The sequence below is a fragment of the Pseudarthrobacter sp. 1C304 genome, from assembly GCF_052245515.1.
Taxonomy (GTDB): Bacteria; Actinomycetota; Actinomycetes; order Actinomycetales; family Micrococcaceae; genus Arthrobacter.
This window is the reverse complement of sequence record NZ_JBQQCH010000002.1, coordinates 151874-170841: the sequence shown is the minus strand read 5'-3', so window position 1 is coordinate 170841 and position 18968 is coordinate 151874. Positions and strand designations below refer to the sequence as shown.

The following is an 18968-nucleotide window of genomic DNA, read 5'->3' as shown; positions in this document are numbered from 1 at the left end:
CAGCAACAGAACGACCAGCCACAGAACGACCAGCCACAGAACGACCAGCCACAGAACGACCAGCCACAGCTGCCGCAGCAGCCGTCAGCCGGCCGGCCGGCGAACGCCGGGGCGGGCGCGTCGGGTTCCGGACTGCGCCTGCTGCCGCCCCGCCGGGTGCACAACGCAGCTCCCGTCCTGACGGAAGACCAGCTGGCCGTCGTCGACGTCCCGCACGGTTCCGGCCCGGTCCTGGTTCCCGGAGCGCCGGGAACCGGCAAATCAACGGTCCTCGTGGAGGCCGCCGTCCGGCGCGCGCAGCGGGACGGCCTTGATCCGGAGCGGATGCTGATCCTCGCCCCCGGACGCCTCGCCGCCGATGCGCTCCGCGACCGCTTCACCGCGCGGCTGGACCGCAGCCTGAGCACGACGCCGGCCCGCACCTGGGCGTCGTACGCCTTCGACCTGATCCGGCGGGCCAAAGCCGAAGGAATCCTGCCCCTGCCCCGCCCGCCGAAACTCCTGTCCGGCCCGGAGCAGGACCTCATCATCAAGGAACTGCTCGAGGGACACGCGCAGCCGGGACTGGAGCTGCCCTGGCCGGAAGACCTGGGCGCAGCCCTGCAGACCCGCGGTTTCCGCCAGGAAGTCCGCCAGCTCTTCGACCGGATCATTGAATCCGGACGGACCGCCGAAGACCTTGTGGTGCTCGCCGGCCGCTGCCACCGGCCGGACTGGGTGGCCGCGGCAGCGCTGTACGCGGAGTACCGCGACGTGCTGGATCTCCGGATGCCCGAGTCCTTCGACCCGGCCGGAATCATCACCGCCGCCCGCCAGATCTTCCAGGACGAGCCGGACTTCCTGGCTGCGGAGCGCGACCGGCTCCAGCTGGTCCTGGTGGACGACATGCAGGAAGCCAACCCGGCGGTCTTCGAACTGCTGGCCGACATCGCCGCGGGCAAGGACGCCTTCATCACCTCATCGCCGGACACCGTGGTCCAGGGCTTCCGCGGCGCACGCCCGGACCTCGTGGCGGAGCTGCCCCGGCTGCTGGGCACCGGAGGGACCGTCCTGGAACGTCCCCTCTGGACCGCCCACCGCCACACCCCGGCCGTCGCCGACGCCTGGACCTCCGTCGCCGGACGGATCTCCCGCCGGGCGGGCGGCCAGTCTGCCCGCCGGCTCGAACTGCCGGAGGAGCCGGCCTCCGGCGGCTCCGTCGAGGCGCACCTGCTGCCGTCGCCGGTGCACGAACTGCGCTATGTGGCGCAGCGGATCCTGGAAGCCCAGCTCCACGACGGCCGCGAACTCGGGGACATCGCCGTGATCCTCCGTAACGGCGGCCAGCTCAGCCAGCTGCAGCGCTACCTCGCCGGCCAGGGCATTCCGGTCCGGATCCCGGTGGCCGAATCGGCTGTCCGGGACGAGGTCGCCGTCCGCCCCCTGCTCGATGCCTACGCCGTGGCGCTCGACCCGGGCTCGCTGGGCCCCGAGGCGGCCGTGGCACTGCTGACCTCGCGGATCGGCGGGGCCACCGCGATTGAACTGCGGCGCCTGCGCCAGTCCCTCCGCCGCGAGGAGCTGCTGGGCGGCGGCGGGCGGACCAGCGACGCGCTGCTGGTCGAAGCGCTTCTGGAGCCTGGAGCGCTGGCCAGCCTCGGCATCGAGGGGCACTCCGCACGCCGGATTGCGCGGATGATCCAGGCCGGCCGGGATGCTTGCCTGGCTCCCGGCGGCAACGCCGAAACGGTGCTGTGGGCGCTCTGGAACTCCACCGGCCTCGCGTCCCGCTGGACCGAGGCCGCGCTGGCCGGGGGAGCGGCCGGCGCCCGGGCGGACCGCGACCTCGACGCCATGATGGCGCTTTTCCATACCGCCGAACGGTTCGTGGACCAGCTGCCCGGATCGGGGCCTGAGCAGTTCCTCGAGTATCTCCTGAGCCAGGAGCTCCCGATGGACACCCTGGCGGCCCGGGCGCAGCTCGAGGACGCCGTGGAACTCATGACGCCGGCCAGCGCCGCCGGGCGGGAATGGCCGGTGGTCATTGTGCCGGGCCTGCAGGAGGGCGTGTGGCCCAATACCCGGCTCCGCGGCGAGCTCCTCGGCAGCACGCTGTTCGCCGACGCCGTCGAACACGGAGTGGAGTATGCCCTGCAGCTGGACCCGCAAAGCCGGCTGCGGGAGATCCGCTACGACGAACTGCGGAGTTTCTCCACCGCGGTGTCGCGGGCGCAGGAGGTGCTGATCTGCACCGCCGTGTCCTCGGAGGATGACCAGCCGTCCTCGTTCCTGGATTATGTGGCACCGCTGGAACCCGGCCGGGACCGGCGCGGCTTCACCCCGGTGGAGCGTCCGCTCACCCTGCGCGCCCTCGTCGCCGAACTGCGCCAATACGCCCAGCTCGACGCCGGGAGCGCCGAGGCGCGGGAAGCCACCGCGGTGCTCGGAGCCCTGGCCGCCGCCGAGCCGCCCGTGCCCGGCGCGCATCCCTCGAGCTGGTGGGGCCTTGCTCCGCTGTCCTCCGCCGAACCGGTGGTTCCGCCGGGCGGCACGGTCTACGTTTCGCCGTCGAAAGTGGAGACCGTGCAGAAGTCCCCGCTGGACTGGTTTGTCCAGGCCGCCGGCGGAGAAGCTGCCACCGACTTCGCCCGCAGCCTGGGCACCCTGGTCCACGCCATCGCGCAGGACCTGCCGGACGCGTCCGGCAGCGAGTACGTGGCCGAGCTGGTCCGCCGCTGGCCGGCGCTCGGGATGAAGGACAACTGGGAGGGCAAACTGGACTTCCGGCGCGCCGAAACCATGGTCCGCAAGCTCGCCCAGTATGTGTTGGTGATGCGCAGCGAAGGCCGCTCCCTGGCGGGCGTCGAGCAAGACTTCGAGGTGAAACTGCCGGACGTCGCGGCCCCCGCCGGCGACGAGTCCTGGCCGGCCCGCCCGGCCGTGCTGCGCGGCCAGGTCGACCGGCTGGAAATCGACGCCGAGGGCCGGCTGGTGGTTGTGGACCTCAAGACCGGCAAACGGCAGCCGGGCAAGGCCGACCTTGAGCGTCACCCGCAGCTGGGCGCCTACCAGGCGGCGGTGCTGGCCGGAGGCTTTGCCGGCCCCGACGACGGACCTCCGCCGCTGCCCGGCGGGGCCGTTCTTGCCCAGCTCGGCACCACCACCAAAAGCCCCGGCATCCAGGCGCAGAAGCCGCTGGACCCGGCGGACAACTGGGCCCTGGACATGGTCAGCGACGCCGCCGGCGTGATGTCCGGAAGCACCTTCGAGGCCCGCCACGACCCCGCCAAGGGCGGTCACGGCGGGCACGGCTGCCGCCTTCCCGAAGTCTGCCCGCTCTGTGTGCGGGGAAAGCAGGTTACCGAATGAGTACCGAGGCAACCCGTCCCGCGGAAGAGCCCGGCGCCCTTCCCGCCGTGCGGTTTTCCCCCGAGGAGCTCTCCGCCATGCTGGGGGAGAAGAACAGCCCCACGGCCGAACAGTCGCTCATCATTTCCTCGCCGCTGGCACCCCGGCTCGTCATTGCCGGCGCCGGCTCCGGCAAGACCGCCACGATGGCCGACCGCGTGGTGTGGCTCGTCGCGAACGGCTGGGTCAGGCCTGAGGAAGTGCTCGGCGTGACGTTCACCCGCAAGGCGGCCGGGGAACTGGCCACCCGCATCCGTGCCAAGCTGGCTGCGCTGCAGCGCATCGCCGCGGCGGACACCACGAACCAGGTGTTCCCCGCCGGGCTGCTCAGCACCGACGCCCTGGAACCCAAGGTCTCGACGTACCACTCCTATGCGAGCGGGATCGTGTCGGACTACGGTCTCCGGCTCGGCGTCGAGCGGGACGTCGTGCTCCTCGGCGGCGCCCAGTCCTTCCAGCTCGCCAGCGAGGTGGTGGAGGCGTTCGACGGCGAATACGAGCACTTCCGGTCCGCCAAGTCCACCTTGGTCAAAGCCGTCATCCAGCTCGCCGGCGAGTGCGCCGAACACCTCCAGGAACCGGCCGCGGTGCGGGCCTGGCTGCTGGACCGCGTGGCCGAGTTCGAGGCGCTGCCTTACGTCGCGGACGCCAAGAAGAACCCCACCCAGGCCGCCGCTGAGCTCAGCGCGCTGCTGCGCACCCGCGCCAGCGTCGCGGACATGGTGGGCCGCTACGCCGACGCCAAGCGCGCCCGCGGCGCACTGGACTTCGGCGATCTCGTGGCTCTCGCGGCCCGGGTGGCCAACCAGATTCCGGTCGCCGCGCAGACCGAACGCCAGCGCTACAAAGTGGTGCTCCTCGACGAGTTCCAGGACACCTCCCACGCGCAGCTTGTCCTTTTCTCCCGGCTCTTCGGCGACGGCCACGCGGTCACCGCCGTGGGGGACCCGAACCAGTCCATCTACGGCTTCCGCGGAGCCTCCGCAGGGCAGCTCTTCCACTTCGTCCGCGAATTCCCCGTACGGCTCGGGGCAGCCGGAGCGGACGACGCCGGCAGCCCTCCGCGCTTTGCCGTGGCCCCGACGTCGTACCTCACCACGGCGTGGCGCAACGGCCGGAACATCCTGGCCGCGGCCAATGTCATCTCATCCCCCCTCAGCCGGGCGGCCGCCCTGACGGGACCGGCCGGCGAGCGGGACTCCGCCGGGGGCGTGGAAGTCCCGCCGCTGCAGCCGAGCCCGGCCGCAGTCCAGGGCCGGGTTCTGATGGGCCGTTTCGGCACCGACGAGGATGAGGCCGCGGCGATCGCCGGGGACGTGCTGCGGTTCCGGGTCACCGACTTCAACGGCGCGGACGAACCCGAACCGCCCGCTATGGCGGTGCTGTGCCGCCGGCGCGCGCAGATGGAATGCATCCGCCGGGAGTTCGAGGCCCGCGGAATCCCGTACGAGATCGTGGGCCTCGGCGGACTCCTGGACACCCCCGAAATTGTCGACCTGGTGGCGACCCTCCGGGTGCTGGCCGACCCGGGGCGCTCGGATTCCCTGATGCGGCTGCTCGCCGGGGCACGCTGGCGGATCGGTCCTGCCGACCTCATGGCCCTGCGGGACTGGTCCAGCTTCCTGGCCCGGCGCCGCGGCCGCCCGGGAGGCCTTGACGAGGACGACGCCGACGGCGGGGAGGCGGCCGTGATCGAGGGTGACCTCACGGACGCCGCCAGCCTGGTCGAAGCCCTCGACTGGCTTCCCCGGGAAGGCTGGACGTCCGCGCACGGCCGCCAACTCAGCGCCGAGGCACTGGACCGGCTCCGCCGGCTCTCGGCGGAACTCCGGCTGCTGCGCGGGTACATGGGGGATGACCTCACCACGCTCCTGGGCGAGGTGGAGCGGGCCATGCTGCTCGACATTGAAGTGGCTGCACGGCCCGGGATCAGCATCCACCAGGCCCGCCGCAACCTGGATGCGTTCCACGATGCCGCCGCCGGGTTCCTGCACACCTCGCACCGCGTCGACGTGCTGGCCTTCCTGGCGTGGCTGGAGGCCGCGGCCGCGGAAGAGAACGGCCTCGATGCCGCCGTCCCGGAAGTGAACCACGAGGCGGTGCAGCTGCTGACCGTCCATGCGTCCAAAGGCCTGGAGTGGGACGTGGTCTTCGTGCCCGGCCTCAACGCCGGGGCTTTCCCCAGCAGCCGGGATTCGCGCTGGAGCAGCGGCAGCGCCGCCCTTCCCTGGCCGCTGCGCGGGGACCGCGCCGACCTGCCGCAATGGGACCTCGAGCACCCGGACCAGAAAGGCTGGCTCGACGCCGAGAAGGAGTTCAAGTCCGCCGTCCAGGTCCATGGCGAGGCCGAGGAACGGCGGCTGGCTTACGTGGCCTACACCCGGGCCAAGCACGTGCTGTGGGTGTCGAGCGCCGCGTGGGTGGGTTCCCGCGCCGGCATGGCCGACATGTCGCCCTTCCTGGCCGAACTCGAGGTGCTTGCCGCCGACGGCACCGCCGGAATCCATCCGCTGTCCGTCGCTGAGGAAGCGCTGCCGGAGGAGAGCCCGTTGACCTCCGAACTTGAAGTCGCCGGGTGGCCCTACGATCCGCTCGAGGGGCCCATCGATCCGCGCACGGGTGCCAGGCTGCGGCTGGTTCCCGGCCGGCGGGCGGCCATGCAGTCAGCAGCGGGACGGGTCCTGGAGTTCCTTGAGTCCGGGGCGGCGCTGGACGCCGCCGACGGTGCCGGCGCCAGCGGCGGCGGCGCCGCCGGTGACGGACCGGGGCAGCGCCCGCCGCTCCGCGGCCCGGCGGGCGGCTGGGCCGTCGAAGCAGCGACCCTGCTGGAACGCCGCTCCCGCCGGACGCTGGTGCAGGACGTCCACCTCCCGGGCCACATCTCCGCATCCACCCTGGTGGACCTGGAGGATGACGCGGAGGCCGTCGTCGCGCGGCTGCGGCGTCCCGTCCCGCGCGAACCCGGAATGTCAGCGCGCAAGGGCACTGCCTTCCACGCCTGGGTGGAGGAATATTACGGGACCGCGGGCATGCTGGACCTGGGGGAGAAGGCGGGCTCCGACGACCACATCGATGAGGCGTACGGGCTGGACACCATGGTGGAGACGTTCCGCCGGTCCGAGTGGGCCGACCGCGCCCCGGCCCACGTCGAAGTGCCGGTGGAGACCCGGGTGGGTGACGTTGTGGTCCGCGGCCGGATCGACGCCGTCTTCCGCGACGCCGACGGCGGCTGGGACCTGGTGGACTGGAAGACCGGCCGCCGGCCGTCCGCCGCCCAGCTGAAGACCAAAGCCGTGCAGCTGGCCGTGTACCGCCTGGCCTGGTCCAGGCTCAAAGGCGTTCCGCTGGACCAGGTCCGGGCGGCGTTCTACTACGTCGCTGACAACCAGGTGGTCCGGCCGTACGACCTAGGCTCGGCCGAACGGCTCGAACAGATTGTGGCTGCGGCCCTGGGCACCGGTTAGCGGGTCTTCGCCTCGACCACCGTCAGGGTGGTGGTCGAGGTGTCGTCCGCGGCGTCCTCCGGGGCGCCGGCGTTCCCGGCCGTGTTGTCCGTCGGAACTGCAATGCCCTGCCGGCCGGCGCTGTCCGTCGGAGGAGCAGTGTCCGTCTGGGCCGGGCTGGCCGGCGGTACGACGGCGATCGCCTGCGTCGAGGTGTCCTCGCCTGCGTCTTCGCTGCCGTCCGGTGCGGCGGCGGGGATCGCGGTGACCGAGACGGCGGGAACCTTGCCGGGTGCGCTGGCATCGGCGGCAACCGGAACCGGTATGGGTGTCACGTGGACGGCGGGCCCAGCGCCCCCGGCCGGAACAGTGCCGCCGGCCGGAGCAGTGGCCTGGCTGGAGCCCGGGGCCGGCGCGGGCGCCGGGAGCGGCTCGACGCTGATCGGCTGCCCGCCGTATTCCGCGACGTCCTCGGCGAGCACAGCGAGCATCGACTCGGCCTCGTCGATCATGTCCTGGTTCCCGGCCGCGAGACCCTTCACGAGGTACTGCGCCAGGGCGAACTCGGCGGACAGCGCCGCACGCCTCAGCAGATGGGCGTCGGGCACATCGCGCCGTGCCGAGGTGTAGTGCTTCAGGACGGCGTCCACGAAGTCCTGGTCGTTGGAAGCGACGAGCCAGGCCATGTCGTCGGCAGGGTCGCCGATGCGCAGGTCGGTCCAGCCGGTCACGGCGGTGACGCGGTCGCCGTCGACCAGCAGGTTGTCCTCGTGGAGGTCGCCGTGGACCACGCAGGGGTTGAAGCGCCAGAGGGAAACGTCCTCCAGGGCGTGTTCCCAGCGGCGGAGCAGCAGCGGCGGAATCTTGCCGGTGGTGGCCGCCTGGTCCAGTTCATTGAGCCGCCGCTGGCGGAATTCGTTGGGCGTGTAGCTGGGCAGGTCGGCGTTGCTGACCAGGGAGTGCGGCAGGTCATGGATGGCGGCGAGGGCCGCGCCGATCTCGCGGGCGACGGCGGGGGACGCGGACCCCAGCTCCTCGACGGACCGGGTGGCGCCGGCCAGGTGGGAGTACACGAACGTGCTCAGCGTTCCCTGCCGGACGGTGCCGGCAACGGTGGGCATCAGGAACGGGAGTTCGGCCCGGATGGCGGGGACGAAGGCCCGCAGTACCAGGAACTCCGTTTCCAGCCGTGCGCTGGCTTCGGGATGGCGGGGGGACCGGACGCGCCAGCGCTTGCCTTCGGAATCCAGGAGGAGCGCCGAATCGAAGTCTGCCGGATCGTCGGGCGCAGAGCTAACGGCGGTCGGGGTCAGTCCGGGGACTGCCGCGGTTGCCACAGCTGCCAGTTCGATTGGTTTTCTTCTCACTCTTCCACGGTAGATTGAGCGGCGCCCAAGACCGCGTTGTAGCGCGGCGAGTCTGAAAGTTCAGGAATTATTTGCGTGCCGGAAGCCTCCGCCGCCGGTCATTCAGCGGAGCCGGGACGGGCCGGGCGGAGGGCACGTGCGGCTGCCCACATACGCCGGCTGAAAATGTCATTTGTCGGCGGGAGTCAGTACGGTGGGTACATGAGTCTTGCGGAGTCGGCGGCACCCAACAGTCGGGCCCCACACGTCCCGGAAACCGGCCTGGCGGCGAACCACCTGATGGACAGCGTCCTTCCGGTTCGCCCGGCGCTGATGGACCGCGGATCCGCCGCCCGGCTTAGGCCCGGAATGGTCCAGGACGTCATGGCGTCCGGCAACGCCCGGGCCATGGTGCTGTCCGGCCGGCAGGCCCTCGTCGACGGCAACAGCCTGGTGCTGCTGGACGCGGCCGAGCTGGGGCGGCACCTGCGGGATACGCCCTATTCCCCGGAACAGGTGATCTACCTGGGGTCGGCCCTGCCCGGCACTGATCTTGCGGCCGGCACCGAGGTGGTCCTTTTCCTCCTGCCGCAGCAGTTCGAAGTCCAGGCGGAGGAATTCGAGGCCCACATTGCCGGCATTCCCGAGGGTGCGCTGTGGGCAGGGTTCCGTGATGTCGCGGCCACACTGACGCCCATGGACACCGCCCTGTTCGTCGAAGCCAGCGCCATCGCCAACTGGCACGCCACCCACACCCACTGCCCGCGCTGCGGGACCGCCACCGTGCCCGAGGCCGGCGGCTGGGTCCGCCGCTGCCCCTCGGACGGCTCGGAGCATTATCCGCGCACCGACCCCGCGATCATCGTCACGGTCGTGGGACCTGACGGCCGGCTGCTGCTCGGCGGCGGCGGCCCGCTCGACGCCCGGAACTATTCCACGCTGGCTGGCTTCGTCGAGCCGGGGGAGTCGCTGGAACAGGCCGTGGTCAGGGAGATCGGCGAGGAAGTCGGGGTGCGGGTCACTGCTTGCCAGTACCTCGGATCGCAGTCATGGCCGTTCCCGGCCTCGCTGATGCTCGGCTTCACCGCCACCACCGAGGACACCGAAGCCACGCCCGACGGCGTTGAGGTCACCCGGGCGCGGTGGTTCAGCCGCGACGAGCTTCAGGACGCCGTGCTCAGCGGGGAGATCGTCATTTCCAGCAGGCTGTCCATTGCCCGGTCCCTGATCGAGCACTGGTACGGCGGTGTGATCCAGGACCGCGCGGACACCGCTTGAGGCCCTTGTGACACCACCCAGGCACCACCGCGCCGCCGCCCTGTACCCGCGGCGCATCCACCGGACACCCCGAACGGCTGAGCAGCAACAGTGAACACAGATATCTTCCAGTCCGCCGCATTTCCCTCCGGCCCGGCAGGCCCGGGCACACCGGACGAACCCGCGCCGGACAACCGTTCCCTTGAGGAGCGCATCCTCGGCGGCCTCGACGCTGAACAGCGCGAAGTTGCCAGCACCCTGCAGGGGCCCATGTGTGTCCTTGCCGGCGCCGGCACCGGCAAGACCCGGGCCATCACCCACAGGATTGCCTACGGGGTGCATTCCGGGGTGTACAGCCCGCAACGGCTGCTGGCCGTCACCTTCACGGCGCGGGCCGCGGCCGAGATGCGCAGCCGCCTCCGTGACCTCGGCGTCGGGAATGTCCAGGCCCGCACGTTCCACGCGGCCGCGCTCCGCCAGCTTCAGTTCTTCTGGCCGCAAGCCATCGGCGGCGCGCTGCCCAACCTGCTCGACCACAAGGCACAGATGATTGCCGAGGCCGCCCGGCGGCTGCGGCTCAGCACCGACCGCGCCTCGATCCGCGATCTGGCCTCCGAAATCGAGTGGGCGAAGGTGTCCATGCTGACCCCGGCCAACTACCTGGAGAAAGCCCAGGGCCGCGGCACCCCCGGGGGCTTCGACCTGACCGCCGTGGCCCGGGTCTTCCAGTCCTACGAGGACGTCAAAACCGACCGGAACGTCATCGACTTCGAGGACGTCCTGCTGATCACCGTCGGCATCCTGCAGGAGGACCCCAAGGTCGCCGCGACTGTCCGCGAGCAGTACCGCCACTTCGTCGTCGACGAGTACCAGGACGTGTCGCCCCTGCAGCAGCGGCTGCTGGAACTGTGGCTCGGCGGCCGGGACGAGCTGTGCGTCGTCGGCGACGCCAGCCAGACCATCTACTCGTTCACCGGCGCCTCGCCGAAACACCTGCTCGGCTTCAAGGCGCAGTACCCCGAGGCCAATGTCGTCAAGCTGATCCGCGACTACCGTTCCACTCCCCAGGTGGTGAAGCTGGCCAACGAGCTGCTGGCCGGGCGGCGCAGCGGCGGCCCGGTCGCCGACGCGGCCTGGGCTGCGCCCCTGCAGCTGGTGGCGCAGCGCCCGGCCGGTCCCGCCCCGCAGTTCACCGAATGCTCCGACGACGAAGCGGAGGCCGCCACCGTGGCGGTCAAGGTACGCGAGCTCCTCGACGCCGGCACCCCCGCGAGCCAGATCGCCGTGCTGTTCCGCACCAACGGCCAGTCCGAGGCCTACGAACAGGCCCTAGCATCGGCGGGCATCGGCTACCAGCTGCGCGGCGGGGAGCGGTTCTTCGCCCGCAAGGAAGTCCGCGACGCCATCCTGCAGCTTCGGGCGGCCACCCGGGCCGTCGCCGAGTCGGCCACTCCCGAGCCGCTGGGGCAGGTGGTCCGCGACATCGTCGCCTCGCTGGGATACACGGAAGCCGCCCCGCACAGCGGCGGGGCCTTGCGGGAGCGCTGGGAATCCTTGGCGGCCCTCGTGGCGCTGGCCGATGAACTTGTGGTCAGCCGCGGCGCCCAGTTCACGCTCGCGGACTTCGTCAACGAACTCCAGGAACGTTCCCTCGCCCAGCATGCCCCCACTGTCCAGGGCGTCACCCTCGCCTCGCTGCACGCCGCCAAGGGCCTCGAATGGGACGCAGTGTTCCTCGTAGGGCTCAGCGAGGGGCTCATGCCGATCTCCTTCGCGGACACCCCCGCGTCCGTGGACGAGGAACGCCGGCTGCTGTACGTCGGCATCACCCGGGCACGGGAACACCTGTTCCTGTCCTGGTCCACCGCCCGGACGCCCGGCGGGCGCGCCAACCGCAAGCCCTCGCGATTCCTTGACGGGCTGCGCCCGGACTCCGTGGCCAGCTCCTCAGCCCGCGGCAAAGGCCCCGCCCCGCGCCGCAAAGCCGCCGTCCCGGCCACCTGCCGGGTCTGCGGCACCATGCTCACCTCCGGCGCCGAACGAAAAGTGGGCCGCTGCAGCCAGTGCCCGCCGGGCTATGAGGAGCAGACGTTCGATGCGCTCCGGCAATGGCGGAAGGAAGCAGCGCTCGACGCCGACGTCCCCGCCTTTGTGGTGTTCACCGACGCCACACTGACCGCCATCGCCGAGGCCCGGCCCGAGTCCCTTGAGCAGCTCGCCAAACTCCCCGGAGTGGGACCGTCCAAGCTGGAGAAATACGGCGAAGCGGTGCTGGCAGTGCTGGCCGAAAGCGCCGCCCTCTGATGGCCGGCAGCAGCAATGCCCCGGCCGGAAGGCAGGCCGCCGCGGGAGCCGTCCCGCTGACCACCGCCGACGGCGCCCCGGTGGAGGTGCGGCGGTCCGCCCGCCGACGCCGGACCGTTGCCGCGTTCTGGGAGAACGGCACCGCCGTCGTGGCCATCCCGGCGTCCTTCAGCCGCGCCCAGGAACGGGAATGGGTACACCGGATGCTCGAAAAGCTGCGGCTGCAGGGGGAGCGGGGAAATCGCGGCGCCGGGCGCCGGCGTCCGCGCAGCGACGCCGCCCTGGCAGAGCACGCGGCCGCCCTGTCCGCCCGCTATCTTGGCGGGCGGGCAGTGCCTTCCTCAGTGCGCTGGGTGGGCAACCAGAACTCCCGCTGGGGATCCGCGACGCCGTCGGACGGCACCATCCGACTCTCCGACAAGCTGCAGCCCATGCCCCAGTGGGTCATCGACTATGTGCTTCTCCACGAGCTGGCCCACCTGCTGGTGGCCGGCCATAACGCCGCGTTCTGGCGGCTGCTAAAGGCCTACCCGGACACCGAGCGGGCCAAGGCGTTCCTTGAGGGTGTCTCCTTCGCCACGTCCCGCGGTCTCCCGCCGTCCGGTGACGATGACGTGGACGGCGGCGGGGCGGAAGTCTCCGACTGATACTGCGGCAATACCGACGTGATGCCGCCCTGGTCCAGCGGGCTTCGCTCAGATACCGCGGGCTCCGGCGAGGTCAGGCAGCCTCCACGAAAAGGCCCCGGCCGGATCCGTAGATCCGGCCGGGGCCGCCAACTGATTCGCTAGGGCTTGGGGCCGTCTCCGGCTCCGGGAGCGCTGCCGTCAGTGCCGTTGTCGCCGGGTCCGCCGCCGTCAATTACGTCCTGGTCAGTGCCGTTGTCGCCGGGGCCGCCGCCGTCAATTACGTCCTGGTCAGTGCCGTTGTCGCCGGGACCGCCGCCGTCCCCATCGGTCTCTTCAGTCTTTCCGGTTTCTTCTCCGGCCGCCGGGGCATCCTTCGGCTCATCGAAGCCGCCGCTGAGCAGCTTCTGCAGGGCATCGTCAACCTCGGAGTCACTGGCCTCGGCCAGCTGCCGGCGTTCGCTGAACCCCTTCGGGTCTTCCAGGTCCTCGGCGGTCGGCAGCAGGTCAGGGTGCTGCCAGATCGCATCGCGCCCGTCGACACCGCGTTCGTCCTTGAGCGAAGCCCAGAGCGCCGCGGCCTCCCGCAGCCGGCGGGGCCGCAGTTCCAGGCCCACGAGGGAGGAGAACGCGTGCTCGGCCGGACCCCCGGTGGCGCGGCGGCGCCGCGCCGTCTCGCGCAGCGCCGCGGCCGACGGCAGCATTTTCTCGGTGGCCGCCCAGGTCAGCTCGTCCACCCAGCCTTCCACGAGGGCCAGGGCGGTCTCCAGCTTCTCCAGCGCTTGGTCCTGCGCGGGGGTGCGCTGCGGCATAAAGACGCCCTGCGACAGCGCCTCCTGGATACCCTCCGGGTTGCCCGGATCCAGTTCGCGCGCGAGCTCCTCGATCTTCGAGGTGTCGATGTGGATGCCGCGGGCGTAGGCCTCGATCGCGCCCAGCAGGTGGCCCCGCAGCCACGGGACCTGGACAAACAGGCGTGCGTGGGCTGCTTCACGGACGGCCAGGAACAGGCGGATATCGCTCTCCGGCAGGCTGAGGCCCTCGCCGAACTTGGCCACATTGGTGGGCAGCAACGCCATTTCGAGATCCGCGAGGGGAACACCGATGTCGGTCGAGCTGACCACTTCGGCGGACAGTGCGCCGATGGCCTGGCCCAGCTGCATGCCGAAGATCGCCCCGCCCATGTTCTGCAGCATCGACGAGGCGCCGCCCATCATGGACTTCATTTCCTCGGGCATCTGCTCGGTCATGGCAGTGGAGAGCGCGTTCGCGACGCTGTTGGCCACCGGCTCGGTCAGGCGCTTCCAGGTGCCCAGCGTTTCTTCAACCCACTCGGCCCGGGACCAGCCGCGGCCGATTAGCCCGGTGGCCGGCAGGCCGGTGACCTGGTCAAGCCACATCTCGGCCAGCCTCAGGGCCTCGTCAACCTCGCGCGACTGCTGCGCGGTGATGGAGGGGTCGGAGCCGCTGGCCGCCACGCGCCGCGCGTTCTCGTGCGCCAGCTGCCAGTTCACGGGGCCCTCCGAGGACGCGCTCATCATGGCCTGCACCTGGGAGAACATCTGGGCGAGGAGGTTCGGGTCATTCGGAAGGCCGGCCGCCTTGGCCAGTTCCGCAGGGTCGATGTTTCCCATGCCCTGGCCGCCCATCAGATTCTTCAGCATTTCCGCCAGCGGATCCTTGGGCTCCTCGTCGCCGTTGGACGGATTAAGTGGGTTGGAGGTCATGATCCCGCCGATCGTCGGTGTGGCTGCTTCTTCCGTTCACGCTACCCCGCTGACAGCGGGCTGTCTGCCGAAATCCCGGCCCGTTCGCTGTCGGCAAAGAGCCCGCACGGCGGCCGAGCGCGTAGTCTTAGACACTGGAATATTTGCAGGCGGCAGCCGCGGCGGAGGCCGCGGACGCGGTGCGCTGACCAGGGGATCCGCAGGTCCCCGGGCGCCGGCACGGAGAGGTCCTTCATTGACGATTACGCAGGGCGGGCAGCCCGCCAGCGAGCCGGCGCCCGGACAGTCCCGGCAGGCCCGTTCCGCCGGGCCGCGTCCGGCTGGAAAGCGCGACGCGCGGTCATCCGCCATGCTGGTCTCGGGGTTCCTCGCACTGGCACTGGGCATCACCGCGGTGAGCCTGCCGGTCCCGTATGCCATTGAGTCTCCCGGCCCCACGTTCAACACTCTGGGCAGCGACAACGGCACCCCAGTCATCAGCGTCACCGGCCGTGAGACGTTCCCCGCGGAGGGCAACCTGGACCTCACCACCGTCTACGTCGACGGCGGCCCCAACGGGCCGGTGACAGTCATCGAGGCGCTCACCGCCTGGCTCAGCGGCTCCAAGGCCGTCTACCCGGAGGAACTCGTGTTCCCCACCGGCGTGACGAAGGAACAGTCGCAGCAGGAGAGCGCCGTGGCCATGACCACGTCGCAGGAGAACGCCGTCGCCTCGGCCCTCAAGGAACTGGCGATCCCGTTCGAGCAGAAGATGCTCGTTGCAGGCATCCCGGAGGGATCCGCATCCGCGGGGAAGCTCCAGGAAAACGACACGCTCGTCTCCGTGAACGGCAAGCCGGCAACCGCGCTGAGCGTCATCCAGGACGAACTGGCCGCCGGGAACGGCGCACCGGTGGAAGTCGTCGTCGCCCGCGATGGCAGCAACGTGACGGCCACCATCACTCCCACGAAGACCCCGGCCGGACGGTTTATCCTCGGGGTCATGCTGCGGTACCAGTTCACCTTCCCCTTCGACGTCAAGATCTCGCTCGACAAGGTTGGCGGCCCCAGCGCCGGGATGATGTTCGCCCTGGGCATCGTGGACACGGTTACCCCGGGCGACCTGACCGGCGGCGAGCACGTCGCCGGAACCGGCACCATCACCCCTGACGGCGCCGTGGGGCCGATCGGCGGCATCAGCCAGAAGATGCACGGCGCACGGTCCGGGGGCGCCACCTTGTTCCTGGCCCCGGCCGCAAACTGCGACGACGTCGCCGGGCACATCCCGGACGGACTGCAGGTGGTGCGGGTCGAGACCTTGGCCGAAGCGCGGAAAGCTGTCGAACTGGCCGCGTCAGGAGCCGACACATCGGGACTTCCCAGTTGCTCCACCAACTAGACTGGCGGCGGAACTAAGATCCGCTGCCACTCGTGGCACATATGACGGCTTCGCCGCGCTGCCGCACTGATAACTAAAAACCAGCACCTGACGACCAGCTATGAGGTACCGAGTTTGTCCCGTCCAGCCAGCACTGTCCCGCCCGGAAGACCCCAGCCACGTCGAAGCGCACTGACGCCGACGTTGATTGTTGTGGCCTTGATCGTGGTCGGCTTCATCTTCTTCGCCAATGTCTGGACAGACGTCCTCTGGTACCAGCAGCTGGGCTTCTTCGAAGTCTTCCTGACCGAGAACCTGGCACGGATCGTCATCTTCCTGGTTGGCTTCGCCATCATGTTCTCCGCGGTGTTCTTTGCCATCCGGATCGCCTACCACGCACGCCCGGTGTACGCCCCGGACTCTGACATCCGCGACAACCTGAACCGCTACCAGGTCCAGCTTGAACCGGTCCGCCGGATCGTCATGGTGGGCCTGCCCATTCTCTTCGGCCTGTTCGCCGGAAGCGCCGCGGCCAGCCAGTGGCAGCGGGTGCTCCTGTTCCTGAACCAGGAACCCTTCGGCCAGAACGATCCGCTCTTCAATATCGACATCAGCTTCTACCTGATGACGCTGCCGTTCCTGGGCTTCATCACGGGCTTCCTCATCAGCGTCACCATCGTCGCGGGCGTCGCGGGTATCCTGACGCACTACCTCTACGGCAGCATCCGGATCATGGAGCGCGGCATCTTCACAAGCCGTGCCGCCCAGATCCACCTTGCCGTATCCGGTGCGACCTTCCTGCTCCTGCTGGGCGCCAACTTCTGGCTGGACCGGTACTCGTCCGTCCAGAACAGCGGCGGCCGCTGGGCCGGTGCGCTGTACACGGACGTCAACGCCGTTATCCCCACCAAAGCCATCCTGGCGGTGGCCGCGGTCCTCGTCGCAGTGCTGTTCATCGTCGCAGCCGTGATCGGCAAGTGGCGGCTTCCCGTCATCGGCACCGCCATGCTGGTCATCACCTCGATCCTCGCCGGCGGCGTCTACCCCTGGGTCATCCAGCAGTTCCAGGTCCGGCCCTCGGAGCAGACGCTCGAGAAGCAGTACATCGAGCGCAACATCAACATGACCCGTGCAGCGTACGGCCTGGACAAGATCCAGGAGTCCGTCTACAACGCCACCACCAACGCCACCACGGGCGCCTTGGCCCCCGACGCGCAGACCACGGCCAACATCCGGCTGCTGGACCCGAATCTGATCTCGGACGCGTTTTCCCAGCTTGAGCAGTACCGTCCGTACTACCAGTTCCCCAGCGCCCTGAACGTCGACCGGTACGAGATCGACGGCAAGGTCCAGGACACAGTGATTGCGGTGCGCGAACTGAACCCGGACGGGCTGAGCGCCAACCAGCAGTCCTGGCTGAACCGCCACGTCGTCTACACCCACGGCTACGGCGTCGTCGCCGCCAAGGGCAACAAGTTCACTGTCGACGGCAAGCCGGAGTTCCTGCAGTCCGGAATCCCGTCCACCGGTGTTCTGGGCGATGACTCGACCTACCAGCCGCGCGTCTACTTCGGCGAAAATTCGCCAGACTACTCGATTGTCGGTGCCCCCGAGGGCGCACCGAACCGTGAGCAGGACCGCCCGGCCGCCAAGGAAGGCGGCGGCGAAACGCAGTACACCTTCACCGGCGACGGCGGCCCGAACGTGGGCAGCTTCTTCAACAAGGTCCTCTACGCCATCAAGTTCCAGTCCTCCGACCTGCTGCTCTCGGACGGTGTCAACGCCGAATCTCAGATCCTCTACGACCGGAACCCGCGGGAGCGCGTCGAAAAGGTCGCCCCGTACCTGACCGTGGACGGCAACGCCTACCCGGCCGTCGTCGACGGCCGCGTCAAGTGGATCGTGGACGGCTACACCACCAGCCAGTTCTACCCGTACTCCCAGCAGGAGCAGCTCTCGGAGGCCACCGCCGACTCGCAGACCACCGCGGGCCGGACGGCCTCCCTGCCAAACACCTCCGTCAACTACATCCGCAACTCGGTCAAGGCCACCGTGGACGCCTATGACGGCAAGGTGACGCTCTACGCCTGGGATGACCAGGACCCGGTACTGAAGGCCTGGCAGAACATCTTCCCGACCTCGCTCAAGCCGTACTCGGAGATGTCCGCCGCCCTGATGAGCCACGTCCGGTACCCGGAGGACCTGTTCAAGGTCCAGCGGGAACTCCTGGGCCGCTACCACGTCACCCAGCCGGACAACTTCTACACCAACAACGACGCCTGGAGCGTCCCGAACGATCCCACCGTGCAGGACGACGTCAAGCAGCCGCCGTACTACATGTCCCTGAAGATGCCGGACCAGGAAAAGCCGGCGTTCCAGCTGACCTCCTCGTTCATTCCCCAGGTGGTCAACGGAAACGCCCGCAACGTCCTCTACGGCTTCCTGGCCGCGGACTCCGATGCCGGCAACCAAAAGGGTGTGAAGGCGGAGAGCTACGGCCAGCTGAGGCTCCTGCAGATCCCGCCGGAGACCAACGTTCCCGGCCCCGGCCAGGCGCAAAACAAGTTCAACTCCGACCCCACCGTGTCGCAGGCCCTAAACCTGCTGCGCCAGGGTGCGTCAGCGGTGCTCAACGGAAACCTGCTGACACTCCCGGTCGGCGGCGGCATGGCATACGTGCAGCCGGTCTACCTGCGGTCCACGGGGGAGACCTCCTACCCGACCCTGCAGCGCGTCCTGGTGGCCTTCGGTGACAAGATCGGGTTCGCCCCGACCCTGGACGAAGCCCTGAACCAGCTGTTCGGCGGTGCCTCGGGGGCCAGCGCCGGCGACTCGGCGAACAACGGGCAGACGCCCGCCTCGCCCACGGAACCGGGCGCTCCCGGCACTCCGGACGCGAAGGCGGAGCTCAAAGCCGCCCTCGAAGAGGCGAACGCAGCCATCAGGGCTGGCCAGGAAGCCCTCGCCCGGGGCGACTTTGCCGCCTACGGCGAGGAACAGCGGAAGCTCTCGGCGGCCCTGCAGCGGGCCATCGACGCCGAAGCCAAGATCGCGGCGGCACCGGCTCCCGCTCCGGCGGCCTCGCCGGAGGCCACCACGCCGGAGGCCACTCCGGCACCGACACCCAGCAGCTGACGCACGGCGGCTGACGCCAGGCTCCTGACGTCACGGGCGTCTGCGCGCAGCAACTGGTCCACGGCGTAAGGCCGGGTTCCCGCTCCACCGGAGCGGAGCCCGGCCTTTCCCGTTCCGCCCGTCCCGCCCCGGTAGGCCCGCCGTCCGGCCCGGGCGGGGAGACACACATCACGCCCCCTCGATTTGGCCTCATGTTCACCGGCAGGTAAAGTTGATCTTGCGACGCGGGGTGGAGCAGTTCGGTAGCTCGCTGGGCTCATAACCCAGAGGTCACAGGTTCAAATCCTGTCCCCGCAACTGAAGAGAAGGTCCGGAACACTGGAAACAGTGTTCCGGACCTTCTGCTTTAAGCCGGGCCTTCTGCCTTATGCCAGGAGGCCCCGGCG

9 protein-coding genes and 1 tRNA gene are annotated in these 18968 nt (G+C 69.8%); 8 read left to right on the top strand and 2 right to left on the bottom strand.

Features of this window, described 5'->3' with window-relative positions:
• Nucleotides 1-69: 69 nt before the first annotated feature.
• Nucleotides 70-3348: an ATP-dependent helicase gene (locus ACTWQD_RS04790; RefSeq protein WP_443195524.1), complete on the top strand. Its 3279-nt coding sequence runs from the start codon at nucleotides 70-72 to the stop codon at nucleotides 3346-3348.
• Nucleotides 3345-6851 (top strand): ATP-dependent helicase, encoded by a 3507-nt coding sequence (locus ACTWQD_RS04785; protein WP_443195038.1) that lies wholly within the window; start codon nucleotides 3345-3347, stop codon nucleotides 6849-6851. The genes ACTWQD_RS04790 and ACTWQD_RS04785 overlap by 4 nt, the downstream gene beginning before the upstream one ends.
• Here the strand turns inward: ACTWQD_RS04785 and ACTWQD_RS04780 are convergent.
• The gene (locus ACTWQD_RS04780; protein WP_443195037.1) at nucleotides 6848-8197 is read right to left on the bottom strand and encodes a phosphotransferase; all 1350 of its coding nucleotides are present in this window, start codon (nucleotides 8195-8197) and stop codon (nucleotides 6848-6850) included. The genes ACTWQD_RS04785 and ACTWQD_RS04780 overlap by 4 nt on opposite strands.
• 201 nt (nucleotides 8198-8398) lie before the next feature.
• Here ACTWQD_RS04780 and nudC point away from each other — a divergent pair, with 201 nt between their 5' ends.
• From nudC to ACTWQD_RS04765, 3 genes are all read left to right on the top strand, one after another.
• Nucleotides 8399-9454, top strand: coding sequence for an NAD(+) diphosphatase (nudC, locus tag ACTWQD_RS04775; RefSeq protein WP_443195036.1), 1056 nt, complete (start codon nucleotides 8399-8401; stop codon nucleotides 9452-9454).
• Between the two features lie 192 nt (nucleotides 9455-9646).
• Nucleotides 9647-11737, top strand: a complete 2091-nt coding sequence (locus ACTWQD_RS04770) for an ATP-dependent DNA helicase UvrD2 (RefSeq protein WP_443195523.1) — start codon at nucleotides 9647-9649, stop codon at nucleotides 11735-11737.
• Entirely contained in the window at nucleotides 11737-12384 is a 648-nt protein-coding gene (locus tag ACTWQD_RS04765) for a M48 metallopeptidase family protein (protein ID WP_443195035.1), read from the top strand. The genes ACTWQD_RS04770 and ACTWQD_RS04765 overlap by 1 nt, the downstream gene beginning before the upstream one ends.
• Before the next feature lie 140 nt (nucleotides 12385-12524).
• On the opposite strand, the gene ACTWQD_RS04760 is transcribed toward ACTWQD_RS04765, so the two are convergent.
• Nucleotides 12525-14090, bottom strand: a complete 1566-nt coding sequence (locus ACTWQD_RS04760) for a zinc-dependent metalloprotease (protein ID WP_443195034.1) — start codon at nucleotides 14088-14090, stop codon at nucleotides 12525-12527.
• A 235-nt stretch (nucleotides 14091-14325) separates the two neighbouring features.
• Here ACTWQD_RS04760 and ACTWQD_RS04755 point away from each other — a divergent pair, with 235 nt between their 5' ends.
• The 3 genes from ACTWQD_RS04755 (at nucleotide 14326) to ACTWQD_RS04745 (ending at nucleotide 18879) form a co-directional block, all read left to right on the top strand.
• Entirely contained in the window at nucleotides 14326-15468 is a 1143-nt protein-coding gene (locus ACTWQD_RS04755; RefSeq protein ID WP_443195033.1) for a YlbL family protein, read from the top strand.
• A 114-nt stretch (nucleotides 15469-15582) separates the two neighbouring features.
• Entirely contained in the window at nucleotides 15583-18582 is a 3000-nt protein-coding gene (locus ACTWQD_RS04750) for a UPF0182 family membrane protein (RefSeq protein ID WP_443195032.1), read from the top strand.
• A gap of 223 nt (nucleotides 18583-18805) precedes the next feature.
• Nucleotides 18806-18879 (top strand) — tRNA-Met (locus ACTWQD_RS04745).
• Nucleotides 18880-18968 lie beyond the last annotated feature (89 nt).